General features: G+C 62.8%; 18 protein-coding genes. 5 read left to right on the top strand and 13 right to left on the bottom strand.

What is annotated here, in order from left to right:
* Nucleotides 1–75: 75 nt before the first annotated feature.
* Nucleotides 76–1,083, bottom strand: a complete 1,008-nt coding sequence (locus A477_RS0113365; RefSeq protein WP_017199488.1) for an ABC transporter substrate-binding protein — start codon at nt 1,081–1,083, stop codon at nt 76–78.
* Nucleotides 1,084–1,195: 112 nt separating this feature from the next.
* Here A477_RS0113365 and A477_RS0113360 point away from each other — a divergent pair, with 112 nt between their 5' ends.
* From A477_RS0113360 to A477_RS0113350, 3 genes are read left to right on the top strand one after another with little or no spacing between them, the layout of a single operon-like run.
* Nucleotides 1,196–2,308: an iron chelate uptake ABC transporter family permease subunit gene (locus A477_RS0113360; RefSeq protein WP_017199487.1), complete on the top strand. Its 1,113-nt coding sequence runs from the start codon at nt 1,196–1,198 to the stop codon at nt 2,306–2,308.
* A complete protein-coding gene (gene fepG / locus A477_RS0113355; RefSeq protein WP_017199486.1) occupies nt 2,305–3,369 on the top strand; it encodes an iron-enterobactin ABC transporter permease in 1,065 nt (354 codons plus the stop codon). The genes A477_RS0113360 and fepG overlap by 4 nt, the downstream gene beginning before the upstream one ends.
* Entirely contained in the window at nt 3,366–4,178 is an 813-nt protein-coding gene (locus A477_RS0113350) for an ABC transporter ATP-binding protein (protein WP_017199485.1), read from the top strand. The genes fepG and A477_RS0113350 overlap by 4 nt, the downstream gene beginning before the upstream one ends.
* Nucleotides 4,179–4,236: 58 nt before the next feature.
* Here the strand turns inward: A477_RS0113350 and A477_RS0113345 are convergent, their stop codons facing one another.
* The 4 genes from A477_RS0113345 to A477_RS0113330 all read right to left on the bottom strand — a co-directional run bounded on the left by A477_RS0113345 (nt 4,237) and on the right by A477_RS0113330 (nt 7,771).
* A complete protein-coding gene (locus A477_RS0113345) occupies nt 4,237–4,659 on the bottom strand; it encodes a DUF3151 domain-containing protein (RefSeq protein ID WP_017199484.1) in 423 nt (140 codons plus the stop codon).
* Nucleotides 4,659–5,678 carry a class II fructose-bisphosphate aldolase gene (fbaA, locus tag A477_RS0113340; protein ID WP_017199483.1) on the bottom strand — a complete coding sequence of 340 codons (1,020 nt, stop codon included), beginning with the start codon at nt 5,676–5,678 and terminating at the stop codon, nt 4,659–4,661. Before fbaA ends, A477_RS0113345 begins: the two co-directional genes overlap by 1 nt.
* A 129-nt stretch (nt 5,679–5,807) precedes the next feature.
* Nucleotides 5,808–6,494 (bottom strand): TrmH family RNA methyltransferase, encoded by a 687-nt coding sequence (locus tag A477_RS0113335; RefSeq protein ID WP_017199482.1) that lies wholly within the window; start codon nt 6,492–6,494, stop codon nt 5,808–5,810.
* Between the two features lie 56 nt (nt 6,495–6,550).
* Nucleotides 6,551–7,771, bottom strand: a complete 1,221-nt coding sequence (locus A477_RS0113330) for a hypothetical protein (protein ID WP_017199481.1) — start codon at nt 7,769–7,771, stop codon at nt 6,551–6,553.
* A 319-nt stretch (nt 7,772–8,090) separates the two neighbouring features.
* On the opposite strand from A477_RS0113330, the gene A477_RS0113325 reads away from it, so the two are divergent.
* The gene (locus tag A477_RS0113325) at nt 8,091–8,912 is read left to right on the top strand and encodes an HAD-IIA family hydrolase (RefSeq protein WP_192812010.1); all 822 of its coding nucleotides are present in this window, start codon (nt 8,091–8,093) and stop codon (nt 8,910–8,912) included.
* Nucleotides 8,913–8,921: 9 nt separating this feature from the next.
* Complete coding sequence (locus tag A477_RS0113320; RefSeq protein WP_017199479.1) at nt 8,922–9,641, top strand: tyrosine-protein phosphatase; 720 nt, start codon at nt 8,922–8,924, stop codon at nt 9,639–9,641.
* A gap of 21 nt (nt 9,642–9,662) precedes the next feature.
* Here A477_RS0113320 and A477_RS0113315 read toward each other — a convergent pair whose 3' ends face one another.
* The 8 genes from A477_RS0113315 to manD all read right to left on the bottom strand — a co-directional run bounded on the left by A477_RS0113315 (nt 9,663) and on the right by manD (nt 18,621).
* Nucleotides 9,663–10,787 (bottom strand): thioesterase domain-containing protein, encoded by a 1,125-nt coding sequence (locus tag A477_RS0113315; RefSeq protein ID WP_017199478.1) that lies wholly within the window; start codon nt 10,785–10,787, stop codon nt 9,663–9,665.
* 47 nt (nt 10,788–10,834) lie between these two features.
* Nucleotides 10,835–11,407: an orotate phosphoribosyltransferase gene (pyrE, locus tag A477_RS0113310; protein WP_017199477.1), complete on the bottom strand. Its 573-nt coding sequence runs from the start codon at nt 11,405–11,407 to the stop codon at nt 10,835–10,837.
* 5 nt (nt 11,408–11,412) lie between these two features.
* Nucleotides 11,413–12,396: a LacI family DNA-binding transcriptional regulator gene (locus A477_RS0113305; protein ID WP_017199476.1), complete on the bottom strand. Its 984-nt coding sequence runs from the start codon at nt 12,394–12,396 to the stop codon at nt 11,413–11,415.
* Between the two features lie 81 nt (nt 12,397–12,477).
* Entirely contained in the window at nt 12,478–13,761 is a 1,284-nt protein-coding gene (gene mmsB, locus A477_RS0113300; protein WP_017199475.1) for a multiple monosaccharide ABC transporter permease, read from the bottom strand.
* A gap of 5 nt (nt 13,762–13,766) precedes the next feature.
* Nucleotides 13,767–15,296, bottom strand: a complete 1,530-nt coding sequence (gene mmsA / locus A477_RS0113295; protein WP_017199474.1) for a multiple monosaccharide ABC transporter ATP-binding protein — start codon at nt 15,294–15,296, stop codon at nt 13,767–13,769.
* A gap of 126 nt (nt 15,297–15,422) precedes the next feature.
* Nucleotides 15,423–16,571, bottom strand: coding sequence for a multiple monosaccharide ABC transporter substrate-binding protein (gene chvE, locus A477_RS0113290; protein ID WP_017199473.1), 1,149 nt, complete (start codon nt 16,569–16,571; stop codon nt 15,423–15,425).
* 294 nt (nt 16,572–16,865) lie between these two features.
* Nucleotides 16,866–17,402 carry a gluconokinase gene (locus A477_RS0113285; RefSeq protein ID WP_017199472.1) on the bottom strand — a complete coding sequence of 179 codons (537 nt, stop codon included), beginning with the start codon at nt 17,400–17,402 and terminating at the stop codon, nt 16,866–16,868.
* A complete protein-coding gene (manD, locus tag A477_RS0113280) occupies nt 17,392–18,621 on the bottom strand; it encodes a D-mannonate dehydratase ManD (protein WP_017199471.1) in 1,230 nt (409 codons plus the stop codon). The genes A477_RS0113285 and manD overlap by 11 nt, the downstream gene beginning before the upstream one ends.
* Between the last annotated feature and the right edge of the window lie 30 nt (nt 18,622–18,651).

The following is an 18,651-nucleotide window of genomic DNA, read 5'->3' as shown; positions in this document are numbered from 1 at the left end:
CGGCCCTCACCTTTTTGGTGAGGGCCGCCGTCGTCGTTGGGGTGCTTGTGTTGAGCTTGTGCCGGGCTGGAGGCTTTAGCCGACCAGCATGCTGCGGAGGTCCTTCAGGATGAGCTGGGCGCCTGTGGGGCCGAGGCCGAGGAACCACACGTCGTCGCTGACCGACTTTGCCTGGCCGGCCTTGACGGCACCGAGCTTTGGCCAGACTGCGCCTTCAACAACAGACGTTTCGCCTGTTGCTGCGGGATCTCCGTAGCTGCTGTAGAAGATCCAGTCCGCGTCGCCTTGTTCGATGTTCTCGGCCGAAATCTCGGCAGCGAGTTCATCGATGTTCTGGTTCTCGGGACGGGCAAGGCCTGCGTCCTTCAGGATGACGCCGATCAACGACTTGTTCGCATACAGGCGGATCTTGCCCGGCAGGAAGCGGACCAGGGAAATCTTGGGATCGCCCTTCACGTCTGCCTTGAGGGCATCCGCTTCGGTCTGGTAATCGTTGAGCGCCTTGACGGCCTTGTCCTCTTCGCCCAGGGATTTGCCCACCAGAAGGAAGTTTTCTTTCCACGGGAAGCCGGGGCGGATGCTGAAGACCGTGGGAGCGATGGCGGACAGCTGCTTGTACAGCTTGTCGGCGCGGAGCTGGCTGCCCAGGATGAGGTCCGGCTTGAGAGCTGCAATTGCTTCAAGGTTGAGGTCCTGGATGGTCCCTACGGAAGCCACATCCTTGACCTTGTCAGCCAGGTAAGTGGGGACAGGGTTGGCGCCTTCGGTGGTGGCCATGCCCACCGGCGTGATGCCGAGGGTCACGACGTCGTCCAACTCACCGGTGTCGAGGACCACAACGCGGGTGGGCTTCTTCTCCAGGGTGGTCTCACCGTTGGCGTGCTTCAGGGTCCGCGGGAAAACGCCGGGGGCAGCGTCCGTGCCCAGCTTGGCCGTTTCCTGGTCCGCGGTGGTGAACTTGGAACCGCCCGTGGCAACATCGGCGTTGCCGGCAGCCGAACCTGACCCACCACTGGTGCCGCAGCCCGCCATGAGGCCGGCCACCAAGGCGACTCCTGCCACCTTCATAGCGAGCTTACGCATGCGGGATGCCTTACGCGGCTGCACTTCAAAATCGTCATTTTTCACTGGGTAAGGCTAACCTAATTAAGACACACATTCGTGACGTTGTGACGACGGTCACGGAATGGCCGTCATGTTACTGCCCCTCTTCGAAATGGTCCCCTGCTGTGTCCCCATCGACGGCGTTATGTCCCAAGTAGCCGCTCCCGCCCGTCCGGCTGCAACCGCAGTTGCCAGTTCCGGCGTCGTCAATAAATCCCGCTGGCGGATCCTCTTTCTGGCCCTGGCGGCAGCAGTCCTTCTGGGCGCAGCGATCCTCAGTCTCGGTGTGGGAGCAAAATTCATCCCTGCGACAACGGTCCTTGAAGCGTTCATCAATCCCCAGGACACGGCGGATCATGCGATCATCCTTCAGAATCGGCTGCCGCGTACATTGATGGGCATCGCCGTCGGCATTTCCCTTGGCGTGGCCGGTGCCCTCATTCAGGCGATCACACGGAATCCGTTGGCCGATCCGGGCATCCTGGGCGTCAACGCCGGAGCGTCGTTTGCCATTGTGGTTGCCATCGGCGTCTTCGGTATCGGATCCCTCAGCGGCTACATTTGGTTCGCGTTTGCCGGGGCAATCCTGACCACCGCCGCGGTCTACCTGATCGGCACCTCCGGCAGGAACGTGGTGAATCCCATCAGGCTGACCCTCGCCGGTGTTGCCCTGGGCGCGGTCCTCACCGGTATCGGCTCTGGACTCACCCTCCTGAACCCCAAGGCCTTCGACCACTTGCGCTCGTGGAGCATCGGTTCGCTGGACACCCGGAGCATGGAGTCGGTCATGACCGTGGCGCCGTTCATGGCGGTAGGACTGATCCTCGCCCTGTTCTGCGTTGGCGGGCTCAACGCCGTGGCGCTGGGGGACGACCTCGCCACCTCCCTCGGCGCCAACGTCAACCGCACGCGCATCCTGGGCGTCGTGGCTATCACCCTCCTCAGCGGAGCAGCAACGGCTGGTGCCGGTGCGATTGGTTTTGTAGGGCTCATGATTCCGCACGTGGCCCGGTGGATCGTTGGCCCGGACCAGCGCTGGATACTGGCCACCACCGTGCTGCTCTCCCCTATCCTGCTCCTGGTATCGGACGTGGTGGGCAGGATTGCCGCTCCCGGCGAGCTCCAGGTGGGCGTGGTCACGGCCTTCATCGGCGCGCCGGTGCTTATCGCACTGGCCCGGCGCCGCAAGGTGAGTGGACTATGACCCAATTGGATCCGAGGAGCCGCGTGGATTTTGGCCGGTCCACAGTGCTGGTCCGCAACCGTGGGCTGAGCATCCGGTTCGACGTCCGCAGCATCTTCGTCTGTCTTCCTTTGATCCTCGCGGCCCTGGCGGTGGCGATCGTCAGCCTGGCAACCGGCGACTACGACGTCACCGTGCAGCAAGTCCTGCAAGCCTTCACGGGTGACGCCCCGGGACTAGCCCGGACCATCGTCATGGAGTGGCGCCTCCCCCGCGTTCTTTCGGCACTTGTGTTCGGCGCGGCCCTGGGAATGAGCGGCGGCATTTTCCAATCCATGACCCGCAATCCGCTGGGCAGCCCGGACATCATCGGCTTCAACACGGGCGCCTACACGGGCGCCTTGATCGTGATGCTGACCGTTGGTGGTGGCTACCTTGGCATTGCCGCAGGAGCACTTGTGGGGGGCATCCTCACAGCATTGGCCGTCTACCTGCTTGCCTACCGGCGCGGCTCCCAGGGTTTCCGGCTCATCATCGTGGGCATCGGCATCAGCGCGATGCTTGCCGCCTTCAACCACTGGCTGATCCTGCAGGCCGAGCTTGAGGCCGCCTTGGCTGCAGCTGTCTGGGGAGCCGGGTCCCTCAACGGCATCACCTGGGAGCAAGCGGCGCCTGCCGCCGTCGTTCTTGTAGTGGTTGGCTTGGCCACGCTGGCGGTCGCACGCCGGATGCAACTCCTGGAAATGGGCGACGACGCCGCACGCGCCTTGGGCGTTCGGGCGGAGCCCACCCGTTTGCTGCTGCTCATCCTGGGCGTCGCTCTGACTGCGGCCGTCACCGCCGTGGCCGGACCCATCGCGTTCGTTGCCCTGGCCGCACCGCAGCTTGCCCGTCGGCTGACCCGGAGTGCCGGCATCACCCTGGTCCCCTCCGCGGTGATGGGCGCGTTCCTCCTGGTGGCCAGCGACCTCGCGGCACAGCGCTTGTTTGCTCCGATCCAACTGCCCGTGGGTGTTGTGACCGTGTGCATCGGCGGTATCTACCTCGTCTGGCTGCTGGCCAGGGAAGCAAGGAAATCATGAGCCTCACCTCTGCTGCGCCGCAGCTCCACGCTGAAGCACTGACCATCGGTTACGAGCAACGCATCATTTCCGAAAACCTCAATGTGCGCATCCCCGAGGGGCAGTTCACCGTCATCGTTGGGCCAAACGCCTGCGGCAAATCAACGCTGCTGCGCGCCCTCGCCCGGCTGATCAAACCCCGCAGCGGTCAGGTTCTGCTCGACGGGAAATCCGTGACCTCACTGCCCGCGAAGGAACTTGCCCGCCGGTTGGGGCTCTTGCCGCAATCCTCCATCGCGCCCGACGGCATCACCGTTGCCGACCTCGTGGCCCGCGGCCGCTACCCGCACCAGAAGCTGCTGCGGCAGTGGTCCGTCTCCGATGAGATTGCGGTCGTCGAAGCGATGGAGGCCACCGGCGTCGCATCCCTATCCGGCCGACTGGTGGACGAACTATCCGGTGGCCAGCGGCAGCGTGTGTGGGTGGCCATGGTCCTCGCCCAGCAGACGCCGCTCATGCTCCTTGACGAACCCACCACGTTTCTGGACATCGCCCACCAGATCGAACTGTTGGAACTCTTCCGCGAGCTGAACCTGGACAAGGGCCACACCTTGGTTGCCGTGCTGCACGACCTCAACCACGCCAGCCGCTACGCGGACCACATCATCGCCATGAAGGACGGCGTGGTGGTGGCCGAAGGCGCTCCCACGGACGTGATCACTGAATCCCTGGTGGAAGAAGTGTTCGGCATGGCCTGCCGGATCATCGAGGACCCCGTGACGCACACACCGCTGGTGGTTCCGTTGGGCAGGCCCCGGTTAGCCAATTAAGTAACGACGGCGACCCCCGCCTTTCGGTGAGGGTCGCCGTCGTCGTTGGCTTGAGTCCCTAGCGGGCTTCGAGCGCTGCCTTGGCCTTCGGATCAGAGTCGTTCAGGAACTTCTCGATCCGCTCCGGCTCTTCAGCCTCGCCGATTGCAGAAGCGGCGCGACCCAATGCGTAGAGCGCCCGAAGGAAGCCCTGGTTGGGCTCGTGCTCCCACGGGATGGGCCCGACGCCGCGCCAACCGTTGCGGCGCAGGGAATCCAGGCCGCGGTGGTAGCCAACACGGGCGAAGGCGTAGGACTCAATGGTCCGGCCCTCCGCCCAGGCTTCCTCCGCCAGGATGGCCCACAGAAGAGAGGACGTGGGGTTCTTCGCGACCAGGTCCAGCGCTTCGTTGCCGAGTGCCAGGTGCTGGTAGATCTCGGTTTCGGCGGGCAGGAGCGTGGGCTCCGGCCCCATCAGGTTCTTCCGGAATTCGTCGGACATCAGAAGGTCTTGCCAACCGATCCGAGCTGCTGGGCGGCTTCGACGATGCGTGCGGCCATGCCGGCTTCGGCGGAAGCGCCCCAGACGCGGGGGTCATAGGTCTTCTTGTTGCCCATCTCGCCGTCGACCTTGAGGACGCCGTCGTAGTTGGAGAACATGTGGCCGGCAACCGGGCGGGTGAACGCGTACTGGGTGTCGGTGTCGATGTTCATCTTGATGACGCCGTAGGAAACAGCGTCAGCAATTTCCTGCTCGGTGGAGCCCGAACCGCCGTGGAACACGAGGTCGAACGGGTTTTCCTTGCCGATCTTCGCGCCAACCTCGGACTGGATCTGCTTGAGCAGTTCCGGGCGGAGCTTCACGTTGCCCGGCTTGTACACGCCGTGCACGTTGCCGAAGGTCAGTGCGGTGAGGTAGCGGCCGTTTTCGCCGGCTCCGAGGGCCTCAATGGTTGCGAGGGCATCTTCGGTGGTGGTGTACAGCTTCTCGTTGATTTCGTTCTCAACGCCGTCCTCTTCGCCACCGACGGTGCCGATTTCAACTTCGAGGATGATCTTGGCAGCTGCGGCGCGTTCCAGCAGCTCGCGGCCGATGCGCAGGTTCTCGGAGAGGGCCTCGTGCGAACCGTCCCACATGTGCGAGTTGAAGATCGGGTCCTTGCCGGCCTTGACGGATTCCTCGGAAGCGGCCAGCAGCGGGAGGACGAAGTCCGCCAGCTTATCCTGCGGGCAGTGGTCCGTGTGGAGTGCGATGTTGACGTTGTAGTTCTTGGCAACTTCGCGGGCGAACGCGGCGAAGCCGAGGGAACCGGCAACCATGTCCTTGATCGACGCGCCGGACCAGTAGGCTGCGCCACCGGTGGAAACCTGGATGATGCCGTCGGATTCTGCCTCGGCGAAACCGCGGATCGCAGCGTTCAGAGTCTGCGACGACGTCACGTTGACCGCGGGGAAAGCGAATCCGCCAGCCTTTGCGCGGTCGATCATCTCGGAGTAAATCTCTGGGGTTGCAATGGGCATGGTGACTCCTATGCTGAATTCGTCTGTGGGTTGGTAACCCTGGAGTAGACCGCTTACGGCTAGCACCCATCCTAGCGATATCCGCCCGGACGCCGTGTTTCGGGTCACTGAGGGTTCTTAACACTTCCGCTAAGAGACGGGCTGATGGAACACGTGCCGGCGGACCCAGGCGTGCATGGCGATGGCCGCCGCGGAGGCTGCGTTCATGGACCGGGTGGAGCCGAACTGCTCAATTGAAAGCGTTGCGACGGCGGCATCGTGCACCTCAGGCGTCAGGCCGGGTCCCTCCTGACCGAACACCAGCACGCAATTCCTGGGGAGGTCGTAGGTCTCCAAAGGCACGGAGTCCGGGAAGATATCGATGCCGATCACGGCCAGCCCCTCATCCTCAGCCCACTGGACGAAATCTTCAACAGTGGGGTGGTGGCGGACATGCTGGTAGCGGTCGGTGACCATGGCCCCGCGACGATTCCACCGCCGTCGGCCGATGATGTGCACCTCCTTGGCGAGAAAGGCATTGGCCGTCCGCACCACGGTGCCGATGTTGAGGTCGTGTTGCCAGTTCTCAATTGCGATGTGGAAGTCGTGCCGCTTTGAATCAAGGTCGGCCACGATCGCCTCGTGCTTCCAGTAGCGATACTGGTCCACTACGTTTCGGCGGTCACCGTCCCTCAACAGGTCCGGGTCCCAGTGCTCGCCAACCGGCCACTCGCCCTCCCAAGGCCCGACGCCGACCTCGGGTTTCGCTTCCGCCTCACCTTCCGGTGTGGTTTCGGCAGGCGTGGGCAGGGCGTTATTGGGGGGAAGGTCAGTCACCCCTCAACTTTAGCCCTGCCCCGTTGCCCGCCTGAGCGCGCTGGGCCGAGCGGTTGTCAGACCATCTTCCACTTGTTGATGCGGTACGAGTTACCCAATTGCTCGAAGAGCCCCGGGTGTGCGTCCCAGTACGTTTTATGACCACTGACGCCGAGCATCTGCGGGGTTCCCCACGGTGTTACGGAGAACAGGTTTACGGCCTGAATCTCTTCGCCGCGGGCGTTGGTGCAGGTGAATCCGATAACCACAGCCGCACCCCTGCGGAACTCACGGATTTCCGGCATGGTGGTCTTGAAGTCCGCCGTACATTTGTGGCCCACCAGGTTCTGGGGCAATTCGGTGGCAGTCATCCCCTTGTAGCGGGTTTCGATGTCCTGGATGGCCTTCTTGACCTCCGCTGGATCCTTGCCGAACTTGCCTTCCTCAGACTCCGCGAAGAAAGCGTAGGCGAGCGCAATTCCGTCACCGTCGGCCTCCAGCGTGCCTTGGGCCTTCTTCTGGATCTCCACACCGGTGGTGGGGTCCTTGGTGATGCCGAACGACTCGTCGTGGGTCCATTCGGCCAGGTACTGGAAGGAGGATTCACCCGTGACCCACTTGCTGAACAGCGGATCGCCATCAGCCGGAACATTGCCGGGCCCGGCCAACTCGTCCCACCCTGCGGGCAGGGGGATGGCGTCAGCGGGGATCTCGGAGGATGCCGACGCCTCACCGGAAGGTTCGGCAGACGGCTCGGCTGCAGCCTCCGACGCTTCTTCGGAGGCCGTCACCGATGGCAACGGAGTGTCAACGGCGGTGGGCTTGGTCATGGACGGAATCAGCCACGTGAACGTCACCACCAGCGCAATAATCACGACGACGGCCACACCACCGAGGATGAGGAACAGCGACTTCCTGTTGTGGTCGCCCGGGTTCTGGCCGGGCCCGCCGGGCTGCCCCGGGTAGCCTGGCTGGCCCGGGTAGCCGCCGCCCGGCGGAGGAAAGCCCGGTTGCCCCTGCTGCGCTTGGGGATAGCGGTGGACGGTTTCGGCGTACTCACCATCGGGATGGCGCGGCTGGTTTCCCTGCTGCGGCTGGTTCCCCTGCTGCTGCGCAGGAAACGCCTGGGTCGGGTCGGGCTGTGATGGGAAAGCCTCAGTATGCGCTTCCGGCTGATACATGGGCTGGGTCTGCCCGGGCTGGTACTGGCCGTACTGGTCCTTGCCGGTGTCGTATCTCGGCTGCGGCACGCCGTCCGGGTTGTAGGGAGGCTGAGGCACTCCGTTGTTGTTGCTCATGACAGGCCCTTTCACATGCGGTGGGCACCAGGATGTCTCTGGGGACATCCGGTGGACGATCCGGAACAAGGGGACCCGCTGAAGCGCGGCGCCACATAAAGCCCACCATGTCGATCCCCCGACCCACGGTGGTGGCACGCCAACGCCAACAAGCCCAGCGCCGCAACAAGCGTAATCGAGCAAGACGTGCCCGACGCAAGTCAAAGCAGCTATCTACATGGGCAGAACTACCCACATAAGCGGGATCGCGGGATGTCCAGCCGCCCGAATGATGAAAGACTGTGTGGCAGTGCATGTACAACCCCAGCCGGAGGCAAATATGGCAGAAGAAACCACGTCCCAATCGGTTTACCGGAACGGCCACGAAATCGAATGCTGGCTCACGGACATGGACGGCGTACTGGTTCATGAAAACCAGGCGATCCCCGGCGCGGCTGAGCTGATCCAGCGCTGGGTAGACACGTCCAAGCGCTTCCTGGTCCTGACGAACAACTCCATCTTCACTCCCCGCGACCTCGCAGCCCGCCTGCGCGCGTCCGGATTGGAAGTCCCGGAAGAGAACATCTGGACGTCCGCTCTGGCCACCGCCCAGTTCCTCAAGGACCAGGTCCAGTCCTCTGATTCGGGCAACCGCGCTTACACCATCGGTGAAGCAGGACTCACCACGGCCCTGCACGAGGCCGGGTTCATCCTCACGGATACCGACCCCGACTTTGTGGTGCTCGGCGAAACCCGCACCTACTCCTTCGAAGCCATCACCATGGCGGTCCGCCACATCCTGGCCGGCGCCCGCTTCATCGCCACCAACCCCGACGCCACCGGTCCCTCGAAGGACGGGCCCATGCCCGCGACCGGTGCCATCGCGGCCATGATCACCAAGGCCACCGGCCGCGAGCCCTACATTGTGGGCAAGCCAAACCCCATGATGTTCCGCTCCGCCATGAACCAGATCGACGCCCACTCCGAGACCACGGCAATGATCGGCGACCGCATGGACACGGACATCGTGGCCGGCATGGAGGCGGGCCTGCACACGGTCCTGGTTCTCAGCGGCATCACGCAGCGCGAAGAAATCGTGTCCTTCCCGTTCCGGCCCAACCAGATCCTGAACTCGGTGGCCGACCTCAAGAGCCAGATCTAAGGGAAAATCATGGCTGTGCTCAATCTGCGTCCCTTGGCCGGCGGCCGGATACTCAGAGGAAGCCAGCCGTTCGGTTTGGATGCCGCTGCAACGTCGGGTTTCCTGGCGGAGCACGGCATCCAGGCAATTGTGGACCTGCGGAGCGAGCTTGAGCGCTCGTTGGTTCCGTGGCTGGTTCAGGACGACAACAACGGCGGTGGCGGGCCTGCCGCCGTCGTCCCGCCCGCCGTCGAACTCATCCATAACCCGTTGGACCCGAACGCCATCGCAGGGTCGCTCCAGGCCGTGGAAACGGCCGAAGACCTCGGGGATCTGTATCTGGGCTGGATCCGGCTGCGGCCCGAATGGGTGGGTGACGCCCTGCGACCGGTCGCCCGCGGCAAACGCACGCTGGTTCACTGTTCGCTGGGCAAAGACCGAACAGGTGTGGTGTCGGCAATCGGACTCCTGGCAGCAGGAGGGACCGAGGACCAAGTGGTGGCGGACTATGCGGCCACCACAGCCAACCTGCCGGACGTCCTGGAAGTCATGGCAGAGACCTGGCGCCTGAGCATTCCCTCAACACCGGCAGAGTATTTCAGCCCCGACCTCATGATCCTGCAGAGCCCGGAAGCCGCGATGCGGCACTTCCTGGCCGGGTTCGCGCAGGAGTTCGGCGAGGTGCGGAGCTTTCTGCGCGAGGCGGGCCTCACCGCCGTCGAGGTTGAGTCGCTGCGGAACGGCGCCTGACACACCACAACCGCAGTAGCCCTACGCCGGCCGGATGACCTTACCGTTGGGCTCTTGGTAGGACGGCTCCCGGGGCTCGGGTGGGAGCGGCTGGAGCTCATCCTGGACACGTTCCAACAGCGGGCGGTAGATGCTGCCGTTCCACTGCGGGCTGGCATGGGCGGGCCGCGCGCCTTCCGTGCTGAGCGTCGGCATCGCCATGTTGGCCCCGAAGACTTTGCTCCACCCCGCACGCGCCGACTCATAATCCACGGTGGCGTCCCTGGCGTTGCCGATGAATGCCATCTTGGCGCCCCCGATTTTCCCGGCCAGCCGGAGGCCGTCAAAGTGGTAAATGTACGCCGACTCCGTCTGTATCAGGACACTGGACGGAGCGATCGGCGATAGTTGCTCCAAGCTTTGGTCCAGAATCTGGCGCCAGGTGCGCTCATCCTTATGCGCCACCCGCTCCCCCAGCTCGTAGCCACCGCGCAGGACCGACGGAATTCGGAAGCCATTCTCGTAAAGGAACACCACGCCGTCGAACCAGCTCTGGTCCAAGACGTCGGCGCGGCTGAACGGACTCGAATCCAGGACGATCACCTGCGTCTCGACACCGTGCAGCTCCAGCAGGCGGGCGGCGACCTGGGTGGCGAGCATTCCGCCGAAGCTGTGGCCGTAAAAGTACAGCTTCTCCAATGTCAGCTCGCGGACGTGCAGGATGATTTCGCGGACTATTTCGTCCACGTCCAGGCCCAGGTTTGAATACCCGACGGCGGCAAGGCGGCCCCGCTGATGCAGGGCAGGACGCAGTGAGTTGAGGATCCACTGGGCTTCTTCCCAACTGGTTTTATAGCCGGGAAAGAGGATCCAGCTGGCCCTCGGGAAGTACAGGTCCGAGTACGGATCAGGGACGCGGAGGATCTTGGTGGACCTACGCTCGGCCTGTACGCGCCGGGTGAAAAGCATGTCCGCGGCGAGCGCTCCCGAGGCTCCGGCGGTTATGAGGAAATTACGCCGGGACGTCTTCTTCAGCCGGGCAGCGTAAGGCAGGATCCGGGCCCATGAGCCCGGATCCTCGGCCTGCTCCGGTTCCGGAGTCACCCGCGTGGGGAGGTTTTCGTTCACCTCCGGCGGTGCCGTGAGCTTCCCTACTTGAACGTCCACGCAGCAAGCATAGGCTTCGTGGGCACTGCCTTACAGCCCCGTAGTTCCTAGTCGAGGCCCAGTTCATCCTTGCCGAAGGCGAAGAGGTACGGCACGCCGGTTTCAGCTTCGATCTTCTCTTTCGCGCCGGTGTTGCGGTCCACGATCACGGCCACTGCCACAACGTTGCCGCCCGCATTACGGACGCCTTCGACGGCGGTCAGCGCGGACCCGCCGGTAGTGGACGTGTCCTCGAGGACCACAACGTTGCGGCCCTCAACCGAGGGACCTTCCACCTGGCGGCCCATGCCATAGGACTTCTGGGCCTTGCGGACAACGAAGGCGTCCACGGCACGGCCGGCGTCGGCAGCAGCGTGCATCACGGCGGTACCTACGGGGTCGGCACCCATGGTGAGCCCACCGGCGCACTCAACTGACACTCCGGCGTCGTCGATCATTGCCAGCATGACCTGGCCCACCAGCTTGGAGGCCTCGTGGTGCAAGGTGATGCGGCGGAGGTCGATGTAGTAGTCCGCTTCCTTACCGCTGGAGAGGATCACCTTGCCGCGGACCACCGCGAGTTCTTTGATGAGTTCAAGGAGGCGGGCGCGGGCAGCAGCAGTATCAGGCGTGGAAGTCATGGCTCCTAGTTTAGTGGGGCCGCCGTGGTGGCGCGGATCACCAAACGGGGATTGACAATCTGATCGCCGATTCCGCCGTCGCCATCCAGTTGCTGCAGCACCGCTTCCATGCACCGGCGGCCGAGTTCCTCGAAGTCCTGCTTGATGGTGGTAAGGGGTGGCATGAAGAATTCGGCTTCGGGTTGGTCGTCATAGCCCACCACGCTGATGTCGCCCGGCACGCGAAGGCCGGCTTCCTGGACGGCGCGGAGTACGCCCACTGCCATTTGGTCGTTCGCGACGAACACGGCCGTAACGGTGTGCTGCTCGATGAGGTCCAATCCGGCGCGGTACCCCGATGCCGCGTCCCAGCCGCCCTGGAGCAGGACGTCCGCGCCCAACCCGGCATTTGCCAGCGATTCTTGCCATCCCTTGATGCGCTCGGCGGCGTCGATCCAGTGCGGCGGGCCGGAGATGTGGGCGATACGCCGATGCCCCAAGCCGATCAGATGGTCAACAGCAAGGCGGGCTCCGAGCCGCTGGTTCAGTGATGCTCCCGTCAGCTGGTTGCCCGCGCCCGCCCCGACAGCCACAATCGGCACAGGAAATGAAACATCGCGCAGGACCGCAAGGACATCGGGGTGCGGAACCAGGATGACGATCCCGTCCACGGACTGGTTCCGGAAGTGCGCAATGGCATCGTTGACGCTGTCGTCGGTCACTTCCCGGAGGTTCGCGATGCTAACGAAGTAGCCGGCTTCACGACCCGCTTGTTCGACTCCCAGGAGGGTGTTTGCCGGGCCGAATTGACCGGTCTCGCACGCAAGCACGCCAATGGTCCGGGACCGCCGGGTGACCAGGCTGCGGGCGGCAGTGTTGCGGCGGTACCCAAGCTGCGCGATGGCTGATTCCACGCGTTCCTTCGTCTTGCCGCTGACGTTCGGATGGTTGTTCAGGACGCGGGAAACGGTTTGGTGCGAAACTCCTGCCATCTTTGCCACATCACCCATGACAGGAGGCCTCGCAGCTGTGTCCATCGCGGCCCCGGGCGTTGCTCGGGGCCGCGACGCTCCCCCTCTGGACATCAACGACTATTTCGCGTCGACGACGACGGGCTCAGGCTTGGCTGGGGTGGACGTTTCCGTTGCCGGAGGCGTGGTCTTCCACTTGAAGCGACGGCTCACGGAGGAGCCGCCACCGGAACCGGTGCGGTTCTTGTTGAAGATGTCGAAGCCAACGGCGAGCAGCAGCACCAAGCCCTTGATGAGCTGCTGGTAATCCGTACCCAAGCCAAGGATGGACATGCCGTTGTTGAGGACGCCCATGATCAGGCCGCCGATCATGGCCCCCGCTACTGTTCCGATGCCGCCCTGGACCGCAGCGCCACCGATGAAGGCGGCAGCGATGGAGTCGAGTTCAAAGCCGGTACCACCTGCGGGCTGTGCCGAGTTCAGGCGAGCCGTAAAGACCAGTCCGGCCAGGGCAGCGAGGACACCCATGTTGACGAACAGGCGGAAGGTGACCTTTTTGGTCTTGATGCCCGAAAGCTCGGCTGCGTGGAGGTTGCCACCGATCGCGTACGTGTGCCGGCCGAAGATGCTGTTGTTCATCAGGGCCGAGTAGACGATCACCAGAACAGCCAGGACGATCAGGACAATCGGGGTGCCACGGTAGCTGGCCAGGAGGAAGGTGATGATGAGCATCAGCACCGCGATGAACCCGTTCTTGACGGCAAACCATGCCATCGGCTCATTTTCGAGGTTGAACTTGCGGCGAACCCGGCGTTCTTTGATGGCCTGGAACAGAATGGCGGCCGTACCACCGACGCCGAGGATGACCGTCAACCATTCCAGGACGGACGTGCCGCCGGAAATGTCCGGGAGAAAGCCGCCACCGAGGGCGCGCAATTCGTTCGGGAACGGGGTGATCTGCTGGTTCTTGAGGGTAATGAGAGTCAGGCCACGGAAGATCAACATACCCGCGAGGGTGACGATGAACGCAGGGATGCCCACATAGGCAATCCAGTAGCCTTGCCACGCACCCACCAGCGCACCCACCAGGAGGCAGGCCGGGATGGCGAGCCACCACGCCCAGCCCCAATGGACGATCATTACGCCCGCCACAGCGCCGATGAAGCCTGCGATGGAGCCTACGGAGAGGTCGATGTGCCCTGCGATGATGACCATCACCATGCCGATGGCAAGGATCAGGATGTAGCTGTTCTGGACCACCAGGTTGGTGACGTTCTGCGGTTGTAGCAGGATGCCGTCGGTCAGGACCTGGAAGAGGATGACGATCAGGATCAGGGCGACGAAGATGCCAACCTGGCGAAGGCGGCTTGTGAGGAAGCCAAGGGATTCTCGTAGGGCGGACATGTTCGCTATTCCTTCTCTTGAGTCATGAAGTGCATGAGGGTTTCCTGGGTGGCTTCGGCGATGGGGACTTCGCCGGTGATGTGGCCCGCGGACAGCGTGTAGATCCTGTCGCAGATGCCCAGGAGCTCCGGAAGCTCAGAGGAGATCACAATGACGGCTTTCCCCGCCGCTGCGAGCTCCGCAATGATCGTGTAAATCTCAAACTTGGCGCCGACGTCGATCCCACGGGTCGGCTCGTCCAGGATCAGGACGTCGGGGTCCGAGAACATCCATTTGCTCAGCACCACCTTTTGCTGGTTTCCGCCCGAGAGCTTTCCGGTGATGGCTGCAACGGAAGGAGCCTTGATGTTCATGCTCTTCCGGTAGTGGTTGGCAACGGTGGTCTCCTTGTTGCCGTCCACCCAGCCTCGTTTGGCCAGCTTGTTCAGTGCTGCCATGGAGATGTTCCGCTTGATGTCTTCAATAAGGTTCAGGCCGTAGTGCTTCCGGTCTTCGGTTGCGTACGCAATCCCGTGGTCGATTGCGTCGGAGACCGTGGAGGTGTCAATTTCCTGGCCGTACTTGTAGACCTTGCCTGATACCGCCCGCCCGTAGGTCCGGCCGAACACGCTCATTGCCAGCTCGGTCCTGCCGGCACCCATGAGACCGGCAAGGCCTACTACTTCGCCCCTGCGCACATTCAGGCTGGCGTTGTTCACCACGGTCCGGGAATGATCCTGCGGATGCTGGACTGTCCAGTCTTCGATGCGGAGGACTTCCTCGCCGATGTTGGGGGTCCGGTCCGGATAGAGGCTTTCGAGGTCGCGTCCAACCATGCCCCGGATGATGCGTTCCTGGGTGATCTGGCCCTGGTCCAGGCGCAGGGTTTCAATGGACTTGCCATCGCGGATGATGGTCACGGCATCGGCCACTTTGCGGATCTCGTTGAGCTTATGGCTGATGATGATGCTGGTGACGCCCTGGCCCTTGAGGTGCAGGATGAGGTCCAGCAAGTGGTCCGAATCTTCATCGTTCAGAGCCGCCGTGGGCTCGTCAAGGATAAGGAGCTTCACCTCTTTGGACAGCGCTTTGGCGATCTCCACCAACTGCTGCTTGCCAACACTGATGTGCTGGATAGGGGTGACCGGGTTTTCGCTGAGGCCTACGCGTGCCAGCAGCTTGGCGGCTTCCAGGTTGGTCTTCCGCCAGTCCACCCAGCCGTTATTGGCAAGCTCGTTGCCAAGATAGATGTTCTCGGCGATGGACAGGTACGGGCTCAGTGCCAGTTCCTGGTGGATGATCACGATGCCGCGCTTCTCGCTGTCCGTGATGCTCGAAAACTCGCAGGGTTCGTTCTCGAAGAGGATGTCGCCGTCGAAAGTATTGTGCGCATAGACGCCGGACAACACCTTCATGAGGGTGGACTTCCCTGCTCCGTTCTCGCCACAGATGGCGTGAACCTCACCGCGGTTAACGTCCAGGGTGACGTCCTGAAGGGCTTTTACCCCGGGGAAGGTCTTGGTGATTCCTCGCATTTGAAGAATGGGTACGTTCATCGTCAATTCCCGCTGACTGGTTGAAACTTGGCCAGGCCGAGGACTCGGAGGCTCTGAAGGAGGCTGTGGCCCCGTCGCGCTGCGCACTGCAACGCAGAGGTTCGGGGCCACAGGCCGGGGACGTGATTACTTAACGTCGGCTTCCGTGTAGTAGCCGGAGTCGATCAGTTCCTTCTTGTAGTTGTCCTTGGTGATGATGACGGACTTCAGGAGGTAGGCCGGAACAACCTTGACCTTGTTGTCGTAGGTCTTGGTGTCATTGGTTTCCGGTTCGGTTCCCTTGAGGACAGCGTCAACCATTTTCACTGCCTGCGAGCCGAGCTGGCGGGTGTCCTTGAAAATCGTGGAGTACTGCTCACCGGCGATGATGGACTTCACGGAGCCCTTTTCTGCATCCTGACCGGTAACAACGGGCAGGTTGCCGGTGGAGTAACCGCCGGTGCTGCTCAGCGCGGAAATGATGCCGATGGACAGGCCGTCATAAGGGGACAGCACGCCGTCGAGCTTGGTTCCGGAGCTGTAGGCCGAGGTGAGGATGTCTTCCATGCGCTTCTGGGCTACGGGTGCCTGCCAGCGCAGGATAGCTGCCTGCTCGAACTTGGTCTGGCCGCTGGGAACCTTCAGGGTGCCTGCATCCAGGTACGGCTTAAGGGTGTCCATGGCGCCGGTCCAGAAGAAGTTGGCGTTGTTGTCGTCCGGGCTGCCCGCGAACAGTTCAACGTTGAACGGGCCCTTGCCCTCAACTTTGTTGCCGCTCGCGTCCACCAGGCCCAGGCCGGTCAGCAAGGAAGTGGCCTGCTGGACACCCACGGTGTAGTTGTCGAACGTGGTGTAGTAGTCGACGTTCGGGGTGCCGTTGATGAGGCGGTCGTATGCGATGACCTTGACGTTCTGTTCCTTTGCCTTGGCCAGGACGTCCGTCAGGGTGGTGCCATCGATGGCTGCGATGATGAGCGCCTTGGCACCCTTCGTCAGCATGTTCTCAATCTGGGAAACCTGCGTGGGAATGTCATCGTTGGCGAACTGGAGGTCCGTCTTGTAGCCAAGGTCCTTCAGGGACTTCTCAACGTTGGCTCCATCAGCGATCCAACGCTCGGACGTCTGGGTCGGCATCGAAATGCCAACCAGGGAATCGCTGGGATTTGCGCTGCTGGTGGACTCGGCAGTGCCCCCGCGACTACCGCAGCCTGTGGCTCCGACAGTCAAGGTTAGGACAACCGCTACGGCGCCCAGGAGTTTCTTCAATCTCACGATGCTCTCCTTCCGCGGCAGCATTGCCGCGAACTCTGATGCGGCCGGAGCATCTGCGCGTCCGGCGGTGAAGCGTTTTGTGATCTGCGGCCAACTGGGTGCCGCATGCCACGAAAGGTGGTGCGAATGCCATTGTGAACGCTAACAATACCGTCGGTCAAGTGCTGTGGATCACGAAATGATTGCAGCCTCGAACCACCCTCGAAGCTCTTGACTTGAAACGTTGTTAGCGTTCACAATTGGCGGGCTCATCCGTGGTAGGCAGCAGGAAAGCCCGGCACTGCTTTGTGGGCAGTACCGGGCTTCGAGGACCGGGGCCTAGAGCAGGGCTCCAGTGAGGGCAGGGACCACGTCCTGCACAATGTCCTCCACGGAGTTGGCGATGTCCACGACGATTCCGGCTTCGTCGTCCTGCAATGGCTCCAGCGTGGCCAGTTGGGAATCGAGCAGTGAGGCCGGCATGAAGTGTCCCGGCCTGGAAGTCATGCGCGCCTTCAGCAACTCGCGGGTGCCGTGCAGGTGCACAAAAACCACGGACGGATCGGCACTGCGGATGATGTCCCGGTACGAGCGCTTAAGCGCGCTGCACGCGATCACCAAAGGAGAGTCCGACGCCGGGAATCGCCTGCCGATTTCGACCAGCCACGGTGCGCGGTCTTCGTCGTTCAGCGGAGTACCCGAGGCCATCTTGTCGATGTTCGCCTGGGGGTGCAGCGAATCGCCGTCGAGAAATTCCGCACCGAGACGCTCGGCGAGGGCGGCACCAATGGTGCTTTTGCCGCAGCCTGCCACGCCCATGACCACAACGTGATGCTGCGGTTGCGATTTACCAATCATGGCCGACTCACCAGTCATGAACAGTGCCGTCCACGAGTCGGTTGTACGGCAGGTAAGCCTGCTGGTACGGGAAGGCGGCAGCGGCTTCTTCGTTGAATTCGACGCCGATGCCGGGGTTGTCGCCGGGGTGCAGGTAGCCGTCCTTGAAGGTCATGGACTGTTCGAAGACCTCATTGGTTTTGTCCGAGTGCTGCATGTATTCCTGGATGCCGTAGTTATGGATGGCCAGGCCGACGTGCAGCTGGGCGGCGAAGCCCACCGGAGAGATGTCCGTGGGGCCGTGGAAGCCGGACTTGATCTGGTACTGGGCTGCGAAGTCCATGACCTTCTTCAACGGAGAAATACCGCCGAAGTGGGTGGATGCCGCGCGGACGTAATCGATCAGCTGTTCCTTGATGAGGGTCTGGTAGTCCCATACGGTGTTGAAGATTTCGCCGATGGCCAGCGGGGTGGTGGTGTGCTGGCGGACCAGGCGAAGGCCTTCCTGGTTCTCGGCCGGGGTGCAGTCCTCGAGCCAGAAGAGGTCATACGGTTCCAAGGCTTTGCCGAGCTTGGCGGCCTGGATGGGGGTCATGCGGTGGTGGCCGTCGTGCAGCAACGGGATTTCCGGGCCGAACTCGTTGCGGACTGCCTCGAAAACGGTGGGCAGGTGGCGCAGGTAGGCGCGGGTGTCCCAGTCCTCTTCCAACGGGAAGTTGCCTCGGCCGGCGGGCTCGTAGTCATACCGTTCACCCGAGGCCTGGGCCTGCGCGGCAACACCATAGACGGCCTTGATGCCGGGGACGGCGGTCTGGATACGGATGGACTTGTATCCCAGTTCCAGATGCTCACGCACTGAGTCGAACAGCGACGGAATGTCAGCACCGGATGCGTGGCCGTAAGCCCGCAGCCCGTTCCGGGATGCGCCACCGAGCAACTGGTAGACCGGCATCCCGGCAACCTTGCCCTTGATGTCCCACAACGCCATGTCGACGGCGGCAATCGCGGCCATGGTGACAGGCCCGCGCCGCCAGTAGGAGCTGCGGTACAGGAACTGCCAGGTGTCCTCAATCCGGTGCGGATCCTTCCCGATCAGCAACTGCGCCACGTGCTCCTTGAGGTACGCGGCGACGGCGAGTTCACGGCCGTTGAGCGTCGCGTCACCGATGCCCGTCACACCGTCCTCCGTGGTGATGCGAAGAGTGACGAAGTTACGGGACGGGCTGGTCACAAAGACTTCAGCGGCAATGATTTTCATGATTCGGGGTCCTTCCAAAGGTGTCTGGCA

Origin of the sequence: Arthrobacter sp. M2012083 (assembly GCF_000281065.1) — a bacterium.
GTDB lineage: Bacteria > Actinomycetota > Actinomycetes > Actinomycetales > Micrococcaceae > Arthrobacter.
Note: the sequence above shows the minus strand (reverse complement) of the source record. Positions and strands in the feature narration are given on the sequence as shown.